This window comes from Mesomycoplasma hyorhinis ATCC 17981 (genome assembly GCF_000383515.1).
Taxonomy (GTDB): Bacteria; Bacillota_I; Bacilli_A; order Mycoplasmatales; family Metamycoplasmataceae; genus Mesomycoplasma; species Mesomycoplasma hyorhinis.
Genome location: NZ_KB911487.1, coordinates 1 through 19,250, shown reverse-complemented (window position 1 = coordinate 19,250; position 19,250 = coordinate 1). Strand labels below are relative to the sequence as shown.

Here is a 19,250-nt window from a genome sequence, read left to right as displayed (position 1 = left end):
TTTACGCATCATTTTCCTTTTAAATTTGATTTAATTTGTTGTATTCTAATACTAGTTTATCGTCTTGGGGTTGTTTAGTAACAAACACTTTGGTAATGTCTACAGCCTCAATTTTACCATTTTTATGGCTGATTGCTAAGCCTGATTTATTTTCTAAAAGTAGTTCAACTGCTTTGTGCCCCATTTGAGTGGCTAAAATTCTTTCAAATGCAGTTGGTCTTCCTCCTCTTTGTGTATGTTCCAGTGACATCGCTCTAGTTGCTATACCTGTTTTATTTTCAACAAACTTAGCAATTGCTTTTAAGTCTTTATAAATGTGTTCAGAAGTTAAAACAATTGTGCTTGTTTTTCCTTGCTGATTCATTTGTTGATCAACTAAATTAACGATTTGTTCTTCAGTTAAAATGTGAGTATTTGTAATAATAATTTCAGCTCCAGTTGCAATTCCACCATAAAGCGCTAAGTCTTGACAATCTCTTCCCATTACTTCAACAATAAAACATCTCTTGTGTGATCTACTTGTATCTCTTAATCTATCAACTGATTCAACAATAGAATTTAAAGCAGTATCAAAACCAATTGTAAAATCTGTTTCTTGAATATCATTGTCGATTGTTCCTGGAAGACCAATAACTTTAACTCCTAATTTATGAAGTTCATAGGCTCCTTTGTATGTTCCATCACCACCAATTGCTACTAGTGCTTGGATTCCGAATTCATCTAATATTGCTTTTGCTTCTTGTCTAACCAAATTATTTTGAAACTCTGGGAATCTTGAAGAAAAAATTATTGTTCCTCCTTCTGAAGAAGCTTTATCCAAATCAAAATTTTTTGCTGGAACAATTTGCTTGGTTAAAATTCCTTTATAACCTTCTTTAATTAATAAAGGTTCTATATTGTGTAATAAAGCTTTTTTAGCAACTGCTCTAACAGCATTATTCATTCCTGGAGCATCACCTCCAGATGTTAAGATACCTATTTTTTTAATCATAATTTCTCTTTCTGATTGAATATTACCTTAATTTTATAAAAAAATAAGAAAAAGTATTAATCACTTTTTCTTATTTGGTCAAATCATGAAATGGTACGCCCTAGAGGATTTGAACCTCTGACCCAATGATTAAAAGTCATTTGCTCTACCTGCTGAGCTAAGGGCGCATATTGGTGCTCGAGACTGGAATTGAACCAGCACGGGATTGCTCCCGAGGGATTTTAAGTCCCTTGCGTCTACCTGTTCCGCCACTCGAGCTTACATTGCTGTTTTACAATTATACATTTTTTTTAAAAATATAAAAGAATTTTTACTAATTTTTTCTTTTTTTATTTAGTTGTAAAATTATTTTACTATATTTTTAATCGAAAGTTAAATTTTTTAACTGTTTTATATAATTAACAAATCATTGCATAGTTCTATTTAAGTCTAATTCTGTATTTTTATCTTGAGTTTTAGAATTTTTGATTTTATAAAAGTTTAAATTAGTTGCTAATAACTCCAAATTTGAATAAATTTCTATTTCATCTGAACTTGGAGTTAATTTTAGTTCTTCTATTCTTTTTGGATATAATCTAGAAAGTAATTTATAACTTGTTTCAAATAAAAAATTTAAAGGAAATAATTCTTGTTTTATTGAGCCAATTGCTACTAATTTAAAAGCATTTTCTTGATTTTCAAGTTTAGGTCATAAAATTCCAGGTGTATCTAATAGCATTAAATTATCAGTAGAAATTCATTGTTGAGATCTTGTAATTCCCGGCATATTTCCTGTTTTTACTTTGGAATTTGCTAATAAATTTATTAAAGTACTTTTACCACTGTTTGGAATTCCAACTACAAAAGCCCTTAATTGTGAATTTAAAATTCCTTTTTTCAAATTTTGCTCTTTTTTGATTTTTTGTAATTTTTTTAATGAATTCAAAATTATCTTTTTAGAAGAATTATCCTTTAAATTTGTTGAAAGAACAATATTATTTTCTTTTAAAAAATGCTTATTTACTAGTGAAATAGCTTTTTGCTTATCAGCTAAATCTATTTTTGTTAGAAGTATTAATCTTGGTTTATTTGGACTAATTTTATCAAATTCAAAATTATACGTACTAAGTGGAGCACGAGCATCTAAAACTACAATGAAAATATCTGCAAGAATTGCTTTTTGTTTAATTTCATCCAAACCTTTTTTCATATGGCCTGGAAATCAATTAATTTGCATATTTTCCTTTATTTTAATTAATTTTGTTTGTTTTTTAAAGCTTTTTTTATACTTACAAACACAGGAGAGTGATCAGAAATAAAATCTCTAATTCTTGCTTTTATATCTTTAGAGGAATTACTTTTATTTTTCTTGTTTTCTAAAACTTGACTTAATTCATTTTCAGAAGTTAATTTATCTTTTATAAGATCATATAAAGGATATTTATAAACCTTGTCAACAGTTAATTTTCCTTCTTTTTTGAAGAAAATTTTGTCATATGAGCTTGAATAAGTATCAAAATTTTCACCTAGTGTGGTTTTGTTTGTTTTCGAAATTAAAAGTTTATATTGAGTTAGCAAATGTTCAAAAGCATTGTCATTAGATTTTTCTTTAATATTAGTATCTGCCATAAAAAACTGATTTTGTGTATTTGTTTTATTTTCAAATCAATTCATCGCCTCTAACATATGATTTGCTTCAGAAAGTTCTTGTGAACCATTTCTTGAATCAAATTTAGTATTATCAACTTCTCCTTCTTCTTTTCCTTTTGCGGTTGGATTATTATTAACTCCAGGTGAGTCAAAATGTGAAGCAACAACAACAAATTCTTCCTCAGTATTTTTTAATTTAAATTTAGCTGCAACTGGTGGACGAGCAAAATCAACATTTTTAGTTGTTAGTTTGTCATCAAATGTTGCTTTACCTTTACTTACTTTAGATTTTGCAAAATATGCAGGAACAGAGTCAAAAACTGGATTATCATATACTAATAAATAAGGATTAGAACCATACAATTTTTCCTTATTAATTTCTAAAATATCAAAAAGAGAAGACTTAAAAATGAAAGCAACTCTTTCTTTTTGTGATTCATTTCCCTCACCATATACAGGATCACTTACAATTGAAGTTCATTTTGCTTCTTTATCTAAATTGTTTAAATTTTTAACAATGCTATCAACACCATTTTCTTTATTTGATCCAGCATTTACTTCCACTAAACCAACAACGTCTGCATTATTAAATGAAATAGTTTTTGCTAACATTTGTGCTTTATAAGTTTTTGCAAAGGAATCTTTATTAGAATTTACATCATCATCATAATTTAATATATTTCAAAATCCTAATTTAACATAATTATCATCTTTTTTATACAAATCATTTTCTGAACTCACACTTACTTTAGATGGCTCTTGTGTTGGTTTTGTTGTGTCTTGTGATGTACTAGAATCTGTTTTTGCCTTAAAAGAAGGAGGATTTACTTGATTTGTGGTTTTGGTTTCTACTTTATTAGTACAAGATGCTAAAAAAATAATGGAACTAAATGAAGTTAGCGTTAAAAAGCTTAAAAGTTTATTTTTTATTGATTTTTTCATATTTTTTTCCTCAATTTAGTTAATTCTATCTTATTTTGTAACTTTATTTCAAAAATCAACAAAATTATTTTGGCACTTTTACTTCTAGAGTGCCAACTTTATGGTATAATTTCTACATTGCTAAGGGGGTAGATATGCAAATAAATCAAGACAACACAAATGTATTAGAAAAATTTGGTAGAAATTTAACTAAGTTAGCAAAAGAAAATAAATTAGATCCTGTTATTAACAGAGATGAAGAAATAAGAAGAATAATTAAGATTTTGTCAAGAAAAACAAAAAACAATCCTGTACTAGTGGGTGAGCCAGGAGTTGGTAAAACTGCTATTGTTGAAGGTATTGCAATTAAAATTCATCAAGGACAAATTCCTGAAAATTTAAAAAATAAAGAGATTTGAGAGCTTGATGTTACAGCTTTAATTGCTGGAGCTTCTTATCAAGGAGAATTCGAAAAAAGACTTAAATTAGTTTTAAAAGAAATAGAAAAATCTGATGGCAACATAATTATGTTTATTGATGAAATCCATTTATTAATCGGAACTGGTTCAGCAGGTGGAAATGCAATGGATATGGCTAATATTTTAAAACCAATGATGGCTCGTGGTGAAATTAAATTAATCGGTGCAACAACAATTAACGAATATCGAAAATATATTGAAAAAGATAGTGCACTTGAAAGAAGAATGCAAAAAATATTTATCAACGAACCAACAGTGGATGATACTATAACTATCTTAAGAGGAATAAAAGAAAGATTTGAAAATTTCCACAAAGTTAGAATTACTGATTCTGCTTTAGTTGCTGCTGCCAGTTTATCAGCTAGATATATTTCTGATCGTTTTTTACCTGATAAAGCAATTGATTTAGTAGACGAAGCAGCAGCTAATTTAAAAGTCCAAATGAATTACCAACCAGAAGTTTTAGATAAATTAAAACAAAAATTAGCTTATATTCAAATGGAAAAAATTGCTTTAAATAGTGATGATAATGCCAAAAACAAAAACAAAATCGAAAAACTTGAAAAAGAAATAGAAGAACTTAACAAACACATTGATTCTTTAACTAAAAAATGAGTACAAGAAAAAGAAAAAGCTTTTGAAATATCCTATAAAAAAGAAGCAATTAATAACTTAAAAACTCAAATGGATAATCTTGCTTTAGAACAAAAATATGTAGAAGCTGGTCAAGTTTACAACAAAATGTTTGCACTTCAAAAAGAACTAGAAGAACTAGAAGAAAATAAAGAAGAAAATACTTTAATCAAAGAAGTAGTGAACCAAGAAGATATTGCAAATATTGTTTCTAAATGAACAAAAATTCCTGTTGAAAAACTTGTTGAATCTGAAAAAGATAAGTTACTAAATCTAGAGATTAATCTTGCTAAAAAAGTAAAAGGACAAGAACAAGCAATAAAATTAGTTGCCGATTCAATTTTAAGATTCAAAGCAAATATTAATGATCAAAACAGACCAATTGGTTCATTTTTATTCTTAGGGCCAACAGGTGTTGGAAAAACTGAACTAGCAAGGGCTTTAGCTTATAATTTATTTGATTCAGAACACCAAATTATAAGATTAGATATGTCTGAATATATGGAAAAACATTCAGTTTCCAAATTAATTGGTTCACCTCCTGGTTATATTGGTCATGAAGAAGGTGGACAATTAACAGAAAAAATAAGACTAAATCCATATTCAATTGTGCTTTTTGATGAAATTGAAAAAGCACATTCTGACGTTGTGAACATTTTCTTACAAATTCTTGATAATGGATTTTTAACTGATTCCAAAGGAAGAAAAGTTGACTTTAGAAACACAATAATTATTTTTACTTCAAATATAGGAGCAAAAGAAATTTTAGAAAACAAAAAACTTGATTTCAACCAAATAAAAGATAGATTATTAAATTATTTCAAACCTGAATTTATCAATAGATTAGATGAAATAATTTCCTTTAATTTCCTAAATAAAAATGTTATTTTAGAAATAATTGATCTTGAATTAAATAATTTAAAAAACAGACTCGAAAAAAATTCTTATTATGTAGACTTTGGTACTGAAATAAAAGAATTTGTTTCCAAAAATGCTTATGACCAAAATTTTGGAGCTAGACCTATTAAAAGATATATCAAAAAAGAAATTGAAACTTTTGTTGCTAAAAAAATCATTGCAAAAGAAATAATTGAAAAAGAACAATATGTTATTAATTTAGATAAAAAATCCAATTTAGTTTTAATTAAAAAATAAATTTATATAAAAACAAGTATTTTTACTTGTTTTTTTATTTTTTATTATTATCAAAATCAAAAACTAACAGACATTATAAAGTACAAAAATTTATTCTGAATAGAAGGATAAATTTAACAAATTTTCTAAATTAAAAAATCAAGTTACTAGATTAATTTAACAATTTTTAAATATAAAAATAACTTTAAATTTATAATGATGTTTATTTAAGGAATTTTTAATTAAAAATTTAACTAAAAATAAATATTTTAAGCAAAAAAACAAATAATATTTTATCACTACTTGCTCTTTTTTTTTTTTTTTTTTGATGCTGTTATTATAGTATCAACATCAATTTTAAATCTATACTTTGTACTTTGCTTTTTTATATAATTAAGTAAATGGCAAAAAAACTTAATATATTTGCTTTTGTTTCTGTTGTAGGTATAGTTCCTACACTAACTTTTGTTTCTTGTCAAACAATTGATACCAAATCTGAAAATCAAAAACAAGATGCAAGGCAAAAACAAGCAATTTCAACAGATTTAAAAACTTTAGAAAACGATATAAATAACAAAAAAACTGAACTACAAACATATTATGATAAAAAAGAATTAGTTAATGGTAATTTTTTAGATATAAATTTAGCTTTTTTACTAAAACAAGTTTCAGAAATAAACTCTGATTTGTCTAATCCCGATAAAAAAGCACTAGATATCAAAAACAAGCTGGATTCAGCTAAATCTAATTTACTTCACTATAGAGAATTAGAAGAAAAATGAACAAGTTTAAAATCAAAGTTCAAGCAAAATGAAGCAAAATTTGATCAAATTTACAATGATAATGATCCTTCTTTAAATGAAGTAGTAGAAATTAAAGATTTCAAACAAAAATACAGTGAATTTACAAAAGACTTTAAAGAATACAAAAAAGAGAACTTAGAACAAGAATATAGTAATTTAGTAAGTGCTTATAACAAAACAAGTGAAAAATATGGACAAATTAAAGCAGATAATAAAGAAAAATCATCTAATAATTAAAAAGAAGATCAAGAAAAAACAACCGATAAAACAGAAGAAAAACAAAAACCAGAAGATTTTTCTTCTTCTTCTTCTTCTTCAAAAACTAAAGAAAAAACAAACACAACATCTCAAAACAATGAAGAAAATCTTAATACACAAAATAAAAGTCCATCTACAGACAATAATCAAAATTCTTCTAATGTAGAAAATACCACAAATGATAATCACAATCCTCAAAACAATCAGCCTGTAAATAATGAACAATCACAAGATAATCAACAACAAATTAATAAAGAACAAATGGAAAAAGAAAAGCAGAATGTTCAACAAAGCCTTCAAAAATCTGAAGAATTGCTTACACAATCTGAAGCTGAAAAAGATCCTAGTTTAGGAAATTATCAACAAGAAAGTCAAGCATCGCAAGTTAAAGTAGCTGAATTTAAAGATTCTTTAGATTAAAAATCTTTTGATGAATTAAAAAAAATAAAATCTGATATTGTTACTTTACAAACTGCTTTAAATAACAAAGTGCAAGCTTGAAAAACTAAAAAACTTAAAATTGAAAATGATTACAAAGAATTATTTACTTCTCTTGCGCTTGAAAATCAACAAAATGAAGCAAAATTAAAAGAATATGTAAAAACAAAAAAACAAGAAATTGAAACTAAATTTAAAAATCTTGCAAATAAAATTGTTTTAGTAAATAGTCAAAATGGTCAACATAGCGAATTTGAAAAAAGTACTTTAATTCCTTGAGAAACAAAAACTTCCGATAAACCTATGGATGAAACAAATTTCCATAATACAAATCAATATGATTCAATGCTAAAAGAATTAAGTGATTATGATAGTCAAGCATCTCAAAATATTAAATCAGAATTTGGTGAAACTACTGGTTTAAGAAATGTTATGGCAACAATGTTTGGTTATGATAGTTTAGATAAATTTTATGCAGTTAAAGATAATAAACATGAAACTTATATAGTTCCAAAAGAAAAATTAGATGAAGCAAAATTCAATAGCGGATATACTCCATACAAAGTTGATAACATTGGATTTCATTTAAGACATCTTGAAAATTATTTTATTTTTGGATTAGATGATAATCAAAATCACGGTGAAAAAGGAGATGATTTACACAGTGTTAATGCTTTAATTTCTTCATTATCTTCTTCTCTAAATGGTAAAAATGGAATCAAAACTAAGAAAAATGAAGTAAAACAAAGAGTGACTTCTTTTTTACCTAATATATTAAAAGACAAACACGCTGATATCAATAAAATTGGTGATGATTTTCTTTATTATTTTGCTAATTATTTAAATCTTGCTATTATCAAACATTCCTTAGAACACTATACAGATACAGGTTTGATTCCTAAAAAAACAAACGATTCTCAACTTATAAAATCCAATGTTTCATTTGCTGAATTTGATAAAAAAGTACAAGAATATGATCAATTACAAACTAATTTAAATAAAGTAAAACAAAATCAACAAGAACATAGAAATTAAAAACTTTTAACTAATTAATATGAACAAAAAAACAAGCTTATTTTTAAAAATTGCTTCATTTTCTTTAGTAACTTCTTCTTCATTGTTGATTTTATCTTGTTCACAAACACAAGAAGATAACAAAACTTTAGTTAACAATAATAAAACAGATTCTACAAATACAATACAAAATCAAGCAAATGTTGGAGTTTTATCATCTATTTCTTCAAATGCTTCCAACAATCCAACTAAAAGTATTTTCTGAATAGAAACTAATGCAAAATTAGATACTAATAAAAGTTGAGTAATTAATTTAGATAATCAAGACATTGAATTAAAAATCAGCAAAAGCGCAATCGATAATGCTTATTTTGGAACTACCAAAGCTTTAGAAAATAGAAAATATGCTTTTAATTATATCAAATCAGAAAATCAAGTTTTCAAACTTCCAAACCAACAAACTCTACAAATCCAAATTCTTCCACCTGTGATTTTTCATGATCCAAAACTGGATTTTGTTGAAGCAAAAGAACCCATTTGAGATACGTTAAAAGTAGATACTAGTCAAGTAAGAGTACAAAATTATTCAATTGAAGAACTAAAATCCTCAGCACAATATCAAGAACTTTTTAAACTTAAAAAATTAAAAAATTGAAGTGCACCTTATTTTGCAAAGTACATTCAAGAACATAATTTAAATAAATTAAGCTATGAAAATGAAGCAAAAAATGTCAAATTTATCGCTCCATTTAACACCAAAGCCAAAAAATCAAATGTGATGTATCAGCTCACTGTTTATTCATTTGCTGATGGAAATAATGATGGAATTGGAGACTTTATAGGATTAAAAGATAAACTGGAATATTTTTCAAATTTAGGAATTGATACTCTTTATCTTTCACCAATCCATCCTTCTTCTACATATCATGGATATGATGTAATTGACTACACAGATGTTGCTCTTGAGCTTGGAGGAATGAAAGCTTTTGAAGACTTTTTAACAGAAGCTCATAAAAGAGGAATTAAAGTAGTTATTGATATGGTTTTAAATCACACATCTTACGAACATCCTTGATTCCAAAAGGCTTTAGCTGGGGATAAAAAGTACCAAAAATATTACTATATGTATGAACCAGATGGTAAACATTATGAATCCGAAGGTCAAGACAATATTCTTCAATACTTCAAAAGCGTTTACAATCCTTTAGATCCTAAACAAAATCCAACTCCTTCAAGACTAAAATGAGTTGCACAATTTTGATCTGGTATGCCTGATTTAAACTTGAATAACCTAGATGTTTTACACGAACTTGATAATGTACACAAATTTTGAGCTGCTAAAGGAGTTGATGGATTTAGATATGATGCTTTTGAACATTATTTTAAATCAAAAAATCCACACAAACCTACTTTAGATAGTTCAAAAACAACAAATTTATTTGCTCGTTGAAGAAAAATTGTTGAAGACACATACAAGCAAGCCCAAGAAGCAAAAGTCGATAGAGCATCGAAAAGAGCTTTATTATTTGGAGAATGATGAAGCGATCCAGCTGCTAGTGAAATTAGACAATACTGAGCAAAAGACAATCAAGGATTATCTTCTGTAATTGATGGTACTAAGTGGAAATTACAAACTAATGTTTCATTAAATTGACAAGATGAAAAAAATGTTATTAAATCGCTAACCCAAAACAATATAAAACATGAATGAATGGCTTTTTTAGACAATCATGATGTTGAAAGATGAATTAATAATTTTAAACGTCAATGACATATTCCTGTAACAGTAAGTCCACATAAACTTTCTGATTTAGAATCTTCTGCTTATCAATATGCTTTATTTTCTTTGCTATCCCGAGGAGGATTACCAACTTTATACAATGGAAATGAAATTTTAATGCAAGGAGCAACTAAATCACCTGATACAAATGTAAGAGAAGCTTTTTATTGAAAAGATTTAAGAAGAAGAGTCTTTTTCCAAGATAGTCGTGATATTGATCAAATAATTTCAACAAATGCTTCTGTTGGACAAGGTTTTATTGAAGATATAGTAAATAATCCAAAATCTTCTTATCATAAAATTCAAACACTAATTAAAACTAGACAAGAATATCCATCACTTCGGGATATGGATGAAAAATACGTTACAAATCCAAATGATTTAGTATACATTTGAAAAAATACAGCTGAAGCTTTGTATGAATCAGAAATTACTACAAGAAAAAATGATGATGGAACTTATTTGTTAATAATTTATTCTTGAGGAAATAGACCAAAAGCTAATTTATCAATTAAATCTGATAAGTTTTTAATAGCTAAAACTATTTATTCTGAAAATTTAAAAATAGTAAATCCTAACTCTAATGATGTACAAATTCACGGAAGTGGAATGTTAAGACTTGGTATTTACTTACTAAAACCAAAAAGCTAAAAACAACAAACAAAACCGCTAATTTTGAATCAAATTTCCTTCTTTTTCTTCTTTATTTATGAATATAAAATTAAAAAAAAGAGATATATAACATCTCTTTTTTTTAATTTTCTTTTTATTACTCATCTTTATAAATAGAATCTTTAAATCCATTAGTTGCAATATAATAACTACTAAAAATTTGGCGTTTGTATACATAAAAATAAGAATCTCTTAAATTGTTATAGCTATTTTTAGATGTTATATTAATTGATAAATCATATTCAAGTGCTTCAGATAAAACTTTTTTTATTGTGTTGTAATTAAGTTTTTCTGATTTGTATTTATTTGTAAATCCTTTTGCTTCAACTTCTTTTAATTTATTTTGTTTTTCTTTGTTTTGTTTATACATAGCTTTTTTGAAATCTTTTAAGTTATTATAAGTTTTTGCACTAAAAATAGCTTTAATGGTTTCTGCATCATTGTTTTTATTGAGTTTATTTGTTAAGTAATTTATAATTCCTTCTTCTCAACCAAATTCAGCTAATAATTCAAAAGAAATTCTTCTCATTGAAAAAGTTCCTGTAATTCCATTTTCTTTATCAGCAGTTCCGTAAAAAGCTGTAAATAAATCAAAATCTGAATTATTGTTATCATCTGGTGTATATCCCCAAGAAGAAACATAATCTCTATCTACTAATTGTTCCATTGTTGTTATTGAATTAATTTCACTTTGTTCTACAGTAGAAAATTTATTATTTGAATTTTGGTCTGTAGAAACTTTTAAAAATAATTTTGCTTTATTTTCTTCTGTTTTATTCGAATTATTTGAGTTTTTTGTTAAATTAAGCTTTAAATCAGCTTCTATATTTTCAAGAGTATAAACAAGTTCCATTGCATGTTTTCATCTTTTTTGTAAGTCTTCTAAGTTAGAATAATTAATGGTTTGATAACTTAGTTTTCCAATTTCAGAATCTGGTCCTACTGAAGTTAATCCTATAAAAAATCTTGAATCAAAAAGATATTTTGCAAAATCAAAATCCAACATTTGTTCTTTAACATTTTTTCTAACTTTATGATTTTCAAAAATAATATCTTTGAGATTGTTTGTTATTTCTTTTATAATGTTTTGTATACCAAGTTCAGTTAAAAATCTTGGTTGGATTAACTTCATAACATCTTCTGACTTATTTAAAGTTGTATTTTGTTGATTTGATTCAAAAGAGGGTCCTCAATAATCAATGACTGAGAAAAAATCATATGAAGCTGGCTTGGTCTTATCAAGTAATTTTTCTTGTGATAATCAACTATTTTTGCCTTCTCATAATGAATCAAATATAAATAGTTTATTAAATAATTTGTCTTTAAAATTTTTGGAAATTAAATTATAGTAAAATTCAAAAAATCCTTCTAATCTATCACCAAATTTTTTCAATTTAATTTTTAAATCATTGTTATCACTTATTCTATCCAAACCTAAATCCAAGCTATCATAAAGTTTTTGATTTCCAAAAATAACTGCACCAATTGTATTAACTACAAATAAACCACTATTTTGATTTCTAGCAGTTAAAAGTGTTGGAATTAAATGTGAAAACTGAGATTTAAATTTATCAGAAGTCAACTTTGTTCACAAACTTGTTTTTGTTGATATTACTTCTTTTTCTGAAGCAAATAGCTTAATTTCAGGTTGATATAAAAACTGACTAATTTGTTGATTAAATCAAGTTTCAACACTTATGTTTTGAAACTTATCTTTTACTTTTGACTCTATAAAATCAAAAAAATCTTTATTAGGATCAATAATATTTTTTAAATTATCATTGTAAAAATTTATTAAGTTTTGTGGTTCATAATCAACAGTTGGTTTGGAACCGATTTGAATTAAAAATTCCAAAATTGATTTATTCTCAGTGTGTAGATTTGGATTATCATACAAAATAAATTTTCTAAAGTTAAAATCACCAATATTAAAGTCATATCACTTTCTAATATATGAAAGAGCTAATAAAATTTTTGATTTGTTTTTTATTATTTTATCTTTGTAATTTTCTACTGTAACATTGGATTTTGTATTTATTAAAATGTCTTGTGCTAAAATAGGTGAAAGAATCTCTTTTATTTTTAGTTTTTCTTGCTCAAAGCTATTTTCTAGTAAATACTTTGAGCTACTAAGCAGAGATTGACTATCATTAAATAAAGTTGGTGAATAACTAACTTGATCAAAATTTTTGTATAATTCATCATTTTTAAGAATCTGAAAAAAATCTGAATTTTTCTTTGCTAAATCATTTTTGTCTTGGTTTAATTTGTTAATTTTTGCTTCATTTTTCTTTGTGATTTGCCTTTGTTGATTTGCTGAATTATCAATTTCATTTTTTAATTTCATTAATTCATTCTGTTTTTGAACTTCAAGAATTTTGATTTGTTCTTGAAGTTGTGCAATTTGCTCTTTAAGTTTTTCATTTTCATTATCATTAATTGAGGCATTTACCCCTTGTTTTGAAGCATTTTGTAGTTTAATTTTGATGTTTTCAATTTGTAATTTTAAATCTGTAATTTGTTGATTTTTTTCTTCAATTTCTTTCTTGTCTTGTTCTGAAAATTCACTTTTAGCTTCTGTACTAGCACATGAAGTAATCAATAATGAATTTGAAGTAAAAACTGAACTCAGTAATCAAATTGAACGTTTCTTGTTTTTGTACATAATATCTCTTTTCATCAAAGGATTATTGTCATTTTATTTTTATTTAATTATATTTACTAAATTTACAAAATTATTAATTTATTATTATTTTTTTAAAACAAAAATCAATAATTTAAAAGTGTTTACAATTATATAAAATAATAAGGTAATTTAATTTCTCTATTTTTTTGTAAATAAAATATCCATTTTAAAATGTGGATATTTAAAAAATAAAAGTTTTGAAGTGATAAGACTTTATAGCTTTTATTAATAATTAATAAATTGATTTTAATTTTTTATTATTTGCTTGGTTTTGCTTCATTTTTTCTTCTAATTTACTTTAATAATGTAATTAAATTCTATTACTATGAGGAATTTATTTACAACCTTTAAAATCTTAACTTTTTATTTCAAAATTCCTGAATGAGCTTGTCACACAGATATTGATAATTCTTTGTTAGCTAATTTTTCTATAACTTTTAAACCCAATTTCACTGCATATTCAGCTGATTTTGCACTAATTAAATTTTTAGAAACAACAACTGATTTATTTTGAAAAAAACCTTGTGGTCTTTGTTGATTTTCTATTGGATAACCAACAAATTTATATCCTTTTAATAATCCGGTTTCATATAAGGCATTTGGCACATCACAAATTGCAAAAACTCATTTGTTATTATCTAGAAAATACTTAATAACTTCTAAAGTTTTTTTGTCTTTTCTTAATTGTTGAGCGGCTCTTCCTCCTGGAATATAAACTGCATCATATTCTTGGTAATTAAGTGTTGTATTTGTTGTTAACTTAACTATATTAAATTGACCAGTTACACTTGTTTTTTCTAAATTGAAGTAACTAATTTCATTGAATATTTTTGCTCTTTTAACTGTTACTAAAAAACCAACTAATTCTAAATCTTGAAAGTTTTCTAATGTAATAATTAATAATTTCATAATTTAATTTTAAAATAAATTAAAAAAACACTGAAATAATTCAATGTTTTTTTAAAAGAAATTATTTAAGCTAGTTTAACTAGATCTCTTAAATACAAACCATATCTTTCAACATAAATACTTAATCCATCACTTAGATTAGCAATAGTTAATTTATTATCAACAATGACATAAGCTAGTGCAAATTCAATGTAATTATCTTTTTGATATAGTAATTCAAGTGCTGAGTATAAAAATGGTGTGGAATCTCCTGTGACATTAAATATTGTTTTTCTATTAGTCAAATCACCTTCATATAAGAAGATTTTTCCACCAATTCTTACTGGACCTTGAGCTGCAGAAATTAAAAAGTAGTCTTGATTATTTGCACTTATTTTTAAAAATCCTTGAGCTACATAAGTATCATATTGTTGTGAAGCATCACTTTGAAATGGAACTCTTGAAGTAGTTTTTAATCCATCTGTTGACATCATAACTTTTGGATAATGACTTAAATTTCTTTGATTAATATAAATGGTACCTTTTTCGTCTTCATTTATAATGGACTCTGTGTATGTATTTGAAGCTTTTGGATCTAAAAGAGACCAAGTTTTACCAAGATCTTTAGAAAAAATAAATGTTTGTTGTTGAACTAATTTTTCACTTCCAGTTTCTGGATTTAGATTAATAAATCAATAAACTGGGAAGAATAAAGTTCATTTAAATCCTTATTATCGCCTTTTTGATGTTTAAGCTGATTTCCATTACCAACTCCTGCTTGTAATCCACCATAATATCTTGCTTAATTTGTACCATTATCATTTTTTATACTCATATCGATACCATTTAGATTAGCTCAAGCTTGTCCATTATCATATGATTCTAATGAATACAATTGAAGCCCACCATCAAATGCATATTTTTTTAGTTTGTGATTTTGCACATCAGGTCTAACATCTGCAAAATCATAAATAGATCCATCTAAATATCTTGATAAATCTTCATTAAAAGTATATTGATTTTTATCATTATTACTTTGATGTGCTTCAACATCTTTGTAAACATTTCCAGAAATAGTTTTTGTAGTTGGATTATAATTATTATTTACATAAATTTTTGTATCAATTAAATTAGAAGTTGCTTTAACTTGTTCATAACTAACATTAAAAGGTAATTTATAAACTTTTCATCAGTTTTTTTCTCCATTGAAAATAATTGGTTTAGCTAAATAATTATCATTTTCTCTTGTATAACCACCATTTGCATAGTTAGTTGCATCACTTTGAGAATTAAAAAATGTAAAACCTTCTTCAATTTCTTAAATTGGAATTTACTATTTCATTATGTGGTTTTTTGTATCAATTAAATAAAGAAAAATCAGGTTGAGTGATATCAAAAACAAATATTAGCTTGTTTTTTGAAGGATTTTCTGAATCTTCTACTGATATAAAATATCCATCCACTGCAAGTCCAGCATTGTGTTTTCCTCCTCCAACTTTTACAATTGATTGAAGATCTGATCAGGTTTTTCCTTCGTCTGTTGAAAATTTACTTACTTGTTTTGCTATATTAAAGCTATCTTTTGTATTATATTCTCTAGCATCTGAATCAAGAATTAATGCTTCATTTTGAAATTTTTTAATAGCAGGAATATTAAATAAATGAACTTTATTAGTAAAAGATTCAAGTGGAATAGATGCTGAAAGTTGTTTAATGTTATAACTTAAAGAATTATAAATTGAAAATTTTATTAATTTTACATCCTCATCTCTTTGTTTTTGAAGCTTGTGTAAATCAACTTGTAGAGTAAAATAAGATGTTTTATTTGCTTCATTTTACTTTGTATTTGAAGGATTTTTGCTTGATTTTGAATTGTTTTGTTCAGTTGTTGTTTGTGAATTATTAGATTTGGAATCTTTAGTAGAATTATCACTTACTTTTCCTTCACTTCGCTTTGTATTTGAAGTAGTTGAGTTATTTTTAGTTGTTGAATTTATAATATTTTGAGAACTAACATTTGCTTTGTGAACAGGTTGTGTTGTTGTATTAATATTATTAACTTTTTCAAGACTTACAATAGGAGAATATGCACAACTTATTAAAAGTAATGTTGGAATAAATGTTGCTAAAATGAGAAATAATTTTTTTGTTCTTAAAATTTTCATTTGCTTTTTCCTTTATTTTATTACCATTGCGAATTTGTCAACTTTTATTAATTTACCTGAAGCTAAATTAAGTTTTGAAATATTTTCATATGTTTCATAACCAACTGCAAACTCAAAATAATTACCTTGACGATATGTAATTTCAATTACTGAATTGGTAAATCCTGTATTTGAATCTGTAATTTCAAATGCTTTAATTGGATGAGTTAAATCTGTTCCCTTGTATAAAAACAGTGTTCCATTAGTAGTGCCAGTTTTAGGTGCAGAAATTAGATAATAAAGATTATTATCTCAATTAAAAACTGCAAATCCTTGATTTCATTTTGAGGAGAAAACATTGTTATTATCAACAGCTAATTTAGTCATTTGTGGATTTAAAGCACTTATATCTGAGACTAAAGTCGCATTTCGATGTGTGCTTGTACTTTTTTGTTGATGAAAATTTTGCCAGAATCATATTTAAATAAATGTAGACTCAAAAGTATCATCTTTTATTGGATCTTTTGCTAAGCGAGGCCAGCTTTGACCTTGATCATCTGAGTAAATTCATATTCCTTCTTGTTTTTGAACACTGCTTGAATTATTAGGATCTGATCAAGTTCATCAATATACTGTAAAAAGTATTCTACCATTTGTTTTTTTATTATTATCACTTTGATGTTGCAGCTCAATACCATTACCTGAACCTGAGATTAAACCACCAAAATAATTTCCTAACTTTTTACCATCTTCTAAAGATAGTTGAAAGCCTAAATCTCTAAGATTAGCTCAAGTTTTTCCATTATTATATGATTCTAAAGAATAAAGTTTGGAACCTTCATCAAAAGCAAAAAATTTAGATTTGTCGAATACTTGTACTCTTATTCCTTGTTGAACTTTTTCAACTTTGGCTCATGTCGTTCTTTCTTGTTCAACATCATATATAGAACCAGCAAGAAAAGGTGCTAAAAGAGTTCTAATATTTGAAGATTTAACATCTAAAGCGTTGTTAGAGCTTGGATTGTAATTTCAAATTTCATAAATTGATGAATCATATTTTAATAGATGTTGAAAAAATTTAGGCTTTAATTTTACTTGTGTTGCTTCAACATTTTTATAAACATTACCAGTCATTTTTCTAGTTACTGGATCTTAATTATTATCAAGATAAAATTTTTGTATCTTCTAATTCAGTGTTAGCGTTTATATCTTTGAATTCAACATTATTTTTAACTTTATAAATTCTTCATCAGTTTGGTTCACCATTAAATAAAATTGGTTTTGCTATATATTTTGTATCACTTGCAGCTGTAGTTGCATCTTTGTATTTTGTGTACTCTGTTTTATTATCAAAAATGTAAAATCTTCTTCAATTTAAAGAATTATTAACAAATTCTGCACGATGTTTTTTATATCATGAATAATTAAAATTAGGTAATCAAATATTAAAAATATAATTAATTTTTTTCTGGAGGATTTTTTGGATTAGTGACTTCAATAAAAGATTCTGAGTTAGCAGTTCCAATATTTGTTTTACCTCCACCTACAGATACTATTTGAGTAATATTTTTATCCAAGTTGATCTTCCATCTTCAGAATGTAATAAAACTTGATTGATTCTGTTATTAATATCTTTATCATTGAATTCTCTTCCATCTGCACTTAATAGCACTTCACCATCTGCTAATTTTTTAATTCTTGGATTAACAAATGAATAATATCCATATTCTTTAGATGATAATGAACTAGAAGAAGAAGAAAGTTTTTTAATATTAAAATGTTGCCTTTCCAGCATTGAAGAATACAAGTCTTGCTTTATTTTGCTTCTTTTTTCTTCTAAAGAAGAAACTACAACTGGTTGTGTTTGATTAGATGCTGAAGTAGAATTAGTGTTATGATTGCCTTCTTTTTGTGTTGCTAACACATCAATTGAGTTTTCGAATTCTTTTAGTTTTACAACAATTACATCAAGTCCTGTACTAGCTAACACTGGGTTAAAATTGGTTCTATTAAAAGCAATTTGTAGTGTTTTGATTCAATATTCTATTGCTGATTTTACTAAAGGATTTGCAGTATTTTTTAATTTACTATCCTTGATTTTGCTTCATTTTTGTTCTAGTTCATTAAACTGAGCTTAAAGAGAAGTTTTGGTTGGAACTACTTGTGATTGTGTTTTTGGTTTGTTGTTTATTTCAGATTTATTATTTGAAATATTAGATGGTGTTGAGTTATTAGTTATTGATTCAGGTGGTTTTGATGCATTAATTGATGCTTTGCTAAGACTTACAGCAGGATTATATGCACAGCTTAAAAATACAAATGCAGGTAAAAAGAGTAAACCTATTGAAGATAATAAGACTTTGTTGCTTTTCATTTTTCCTCGTTTTGTTTACTAAATAATCAATTAATTAGTAAACTTATTTTATGAAAAAAACACTTCAAAATGGGTATTCTTGAACACTTTTTTCTTGGTAAAGTTATAAAAAATGATTTTCTAATTATTTTTTAAGATTAAAAAATGGTATACAATATTTCGCAACTAAAAAAGTATTAAATTATAAAGATATTTTTATAAATTAAACTATGATTAATGAATTTACATAAATGTAAATAGTAATTAGAGCAAGCAAATTAAAATTTTTTAGTCCTAAATTTCATAATTTAAAAAACTTTTACTTGATTTTGAGCAGATCCCCTTTTCCTAGAAAAATAGAAAAGGGGATTTTTTATGAAATATTCATTAGAATTTAAATTAGAATGTGTAAAAAAATACAAAAAAG

General features: G+C 25.7%; 21 protein-coding genes and 2 tRNA genes. 7 read left to right on the top strand and 16 right to left on the bottom strand.

The features are described 5' to 3' along the window. Positions 1–19 precede the first annotated feature (19 nt). From pfkA to F801_RS0101030, 5 genes are all read right to left on the bottom strand, one after another. Positions 20–991, bottom strand: a complete 972-nt coding sequence (gene pfkA / locus F801_RS0101050) for a 6-phosphofructokinase (RefSeq protein WP_013302366.1) — start codon at positions 989–991, stop codon at positions 20–22. 91 nt (positions 992–1,082) lie between these two features. Next, a tRNA-Lys gene (locus F801_RS0101045) sits at positions 1,083–1,158 on the bottom strand. A gap of 4 nt (positions 1,159–1,162) precedes the next feature. After that, positions 1,163–1,249: transfer RNA gene (locus tag F801_RS0101040), tRNA-Leu, on the bottom strand. Between the two features lie 103 nt (positions 1,250–1,352). After that, positions 1,353–2,207 carry a ribosome biogenesis GTPase YlqF gene (gene ylqF / locus F801_RS0101035; protein WP_013302367.1) on the bottom strand — a complete coding sequence of 285 codons (855 nt, stop codon included), beginning with the start codon at positions 2,205–2,207 and terminating at the stop codon, positions 1,353–1,355. Between the two features lie 17 nt (positions 2,208–2,224). Next, positions 2,225–3,562: an endonuclease/exonuclease/phosphatase family protein gene (locus F801_RS0101030; RefSeq protein ID WP_020104513.1), complete on the bottom strand. Its 1,338-nt coding sequence runs from the start codon at positions 3,560–3,562 to the stop codon at positions 2,225–2,227. A gap of 134 nt (positions 3,563–3,696) precedes the next feature. Between F801_RS0101030 and F801_RS04010 the strand changes: the two genes are divergently transcribed. Continuing rightward, a complete protein-coding gene (locus tag F801_RS04010) occupies positions 3,697–5,808 on the top strand; it encodes an ATP-dependent Clp protease ATP-binding subunit (protein ID WP_014335685.1) in 2,112 nt (703 codons plus the stop codon). Positions 5,809–6,188: 380 nt separating this feature from the next. Continuing rightward, positions 6,189–6,827: a GumC domain-containing protein gene (locus F801_RS0101020; protein WP_020104512.1), complete on the top strand. Its 639-nt coding sequence runs from the start codon at positions 6,189–6,191 to the stop codon at positions 6,825–6,827. On the opposite strand, the gene F801_RS0101015 is transcribed toward F801_RS0101020, so the two are convergent. Next, positions 6,824–7,024, bottom strand: a complete 201-nt coding sequence (locus tag F801_RS0101015) for a hypothetical protein (protein ID WP_020104511.1) — start codon at positions 7,022–7,024, stop codon at positions 6,824–6,826. The genes F801_RS0101020 and F801_RS0101015 overlap by 4 nt on opposite strands. A gap of 85 nt (positions 7,025–7,109) precedes the next feature. Between F801_RS0101015 and F801_RS04350 the strand changes: the two genes are divergently transcribed. The 3 genes from F801_RS04350 to F801_RS0101000 all read left to right on the top strand — a co-directional run bounded on the left by F801_RS04350 (position 7,110) and on the right by F801_RS0101000 (position 10,731). Further along, entirely contained in the window at positions 7,110–7,268 is a 159-nt protein-coding gene (locus F801_RS04350; protein ID WP_020104510.1) for a hypothetical protein, read from the top strand. A gap of 69 nt (positions 7,269–7,337) precedes the next feature. Further along, positions 7,338–8,321 (top strand): hypothetical protein, encoded by a 984-nt coding sequence (locus tag F801_RS0101005; protein ID WP_020104509.1) that lies wholly within the window; start codon positions 7,338–7,340, stop codon positions 8,319–8,321. 19 nt (positions 8,322–8,340) lie between these two features. Continuing rightward, the gene (locus F801_RS0101000; protein ID WP_020104508.1) at positions 8,341–10,731 is read left to right on the top strand and encodes an alpha-amylase family glycosyl hydrolase; all 2,391 of its coding nucleotides are present in this window, start codon (positions 8,341–8,343) and stop codon (positions 10,729–10,731) included. 118 nt (positions 10,732–10,849) lie between these two features. On the opposite strand, the gene F801_RS0100990 is transcribed toward F801_RS0101000, so the two are convergent. The 3 genes from F801_RS0100990 to F801_RS0100980 all read right to left on the bottom strand — a co-directional run bounded on the left by F801_RS0100990 (position 10,850) and on the right by F801_RS0100980 (position 14,817). After that, positions 10,850–13,417: a ZmpA/ZmpB/ZmpC family metallo-endopeptidase gene (locus tag F801_RS0100990; protein ID WP_020104507.1), complete on the bottom strand. Its 2,568-nt coding sequence runs from the start codon at positions 13,415–13,417 to the stop codon at positions 10,850–10,852. 384 nt (positions 13,418–13,801) lie between these two features. Further along, the gene (locus tag F801_RS0100985) at positions 13,802–14,347 is read right to left on the bottom strand and encodes a DJ-1/PfpI family protein (protein ID WP_014335689.1); all 546 of its coding nucleotides are present in this window, start codon (positions 14,345–14,347) and stop codon (positions 13,802–13,804) included. A gap of 65 nt (positions 14,348–14,412) precedes the next feature. Beyond that, positions 14,413–14,817 carry a hypothetical protein gene (locus F801_RS0100980; RefSeq protein ID WP_020104506.1) on the bottom strand — a complete coding sequence of 135 codons (405 nt, stop codon included), beginning with the start codon at positions 14,815–14,817 and terminating at the stop codon, positions 14,413–14,415. 43 nt (positions 14,818–14,860) lie between these two features. Between F801_RS0100980 and F801_RS04300 the strand changes: the two genes are divergently transcribed. Beyond that, the gene (locus tag F801_RS04300) at positions 14,861–15,025 is read left to right on the top strand and encodes a hypothetical protein (protein WP_155225891.1); all 165 of its coding nucleotides are present in this window, start codon (positions 14,861–14,863) and stop codon (positions 15,023–15,025) included. 103 nt (positions 15,026–15,128) lie between these two features. Here the strand turns inward: F801_RS04300 and F801_RS04345 are convergent, their stop codons facing one another. Continuing rightward, the gene (locus F801_RS04345; protein ID WP_014335691.1) at positions 15,129–15,269 is read right to left on the bottom strand and encodes a hypothetical protein; all 141 of its coding nucleotides are present in this window, start codon (positions 15,267–15,269) and stop codon (positions 15,129–15,131) included. A gap of 443 nt (positions 15,270–15,712) precedes the next feature. Between F801_RS04345 and F801_RS0100965 the strand changes: the two genes are divergently transcribed. Continuing rightward, a complete protein-coding gene (locus F801_RS0100965) occupies positions 15,713–16,048 on the top strand; it encodes a hypothetical protein (RefSeq protein WP_162467377.1) in 336 nt (111 codons plus the stop codon). 113 nt (positions 16,049–16,161) lie between these two features. On the opposite strand, the gene F801_RS0100960 is transcribed toward F801_RS0100965, so the two are convergent. The 6 genes from F801_RS0100960 to F801_RS04215 form a co-directional block, all read right to left on the bottom strand. Then, positions 16,162–16,491 (bottom strand): hypothetical protein, encoded by a 330-nt coding sequence (locus F801_RS0100960; RefSeq protein WP_013302375.1) that lies wholly within the window; start codon positions 16,489–16,491, stop codon positions 16,162–16,164. A 12-nt stretch (positions 16,492–16,503) separates the two neighbouring features. Continuing rightward, positions 16,504–16,857, bottom strand: coding sequence for a hypothetical protein (locus tag F801_RS0100955; RefSeq protein ID WP_014582724.1), 354 nt, complete (start codon positions 16,855–16,857; stop codon positions 16,504–16,506). A 93-nt stretch (positions 16,858–16,950) separates the two neighbouring features. Then, complete coding sequence (locus tag F801_RS0100950; RefSeq protein WP_013302376.1) at positions 16,951–17,604, bottom strand: sialidase family protein; 654 nt, start codon at positions 17,602–17,604, stop codon at positions 16,951–16,953. Positions 17,605–17,629: 25 nt separating this feature from the next. Continuing rightward, entirely contained in the window at positions 17,630–17,968 is a 339-nt protein-coding gene (locus tag F801_RS0100945; RefSeq protein ID WP_014582723.1) for a hypothetical protein, read from the bottom strand. Positions 17,969–18,022: 54 nt separating this feature from the next. Continuing rightward, positions 18,023–18,460: a sialidase family protein gene (locus F801_RS04005; RefSeq protein ID WP_020104503.1), complete on the bottom strand. Its 438-nt coding sequence runs from the start codon at positions 18,458–18,460 to the stop codon at positions 18,023–18,025. 144 nt (positions 18,461–18,604) lie between these two features. Next, on the bottom strand, positions 18,605–18,844 hold the full coding sequence (locus tag F801_RS04215) for a hypothetical protein (RefSeq protein WP_080639013.1): 240 nt from the start codon (positions 18,842–18,844) through the stop codon (positions 18,605–18,607). Positions 18,845–19,250: the final 406 nt, after the last annotated feature.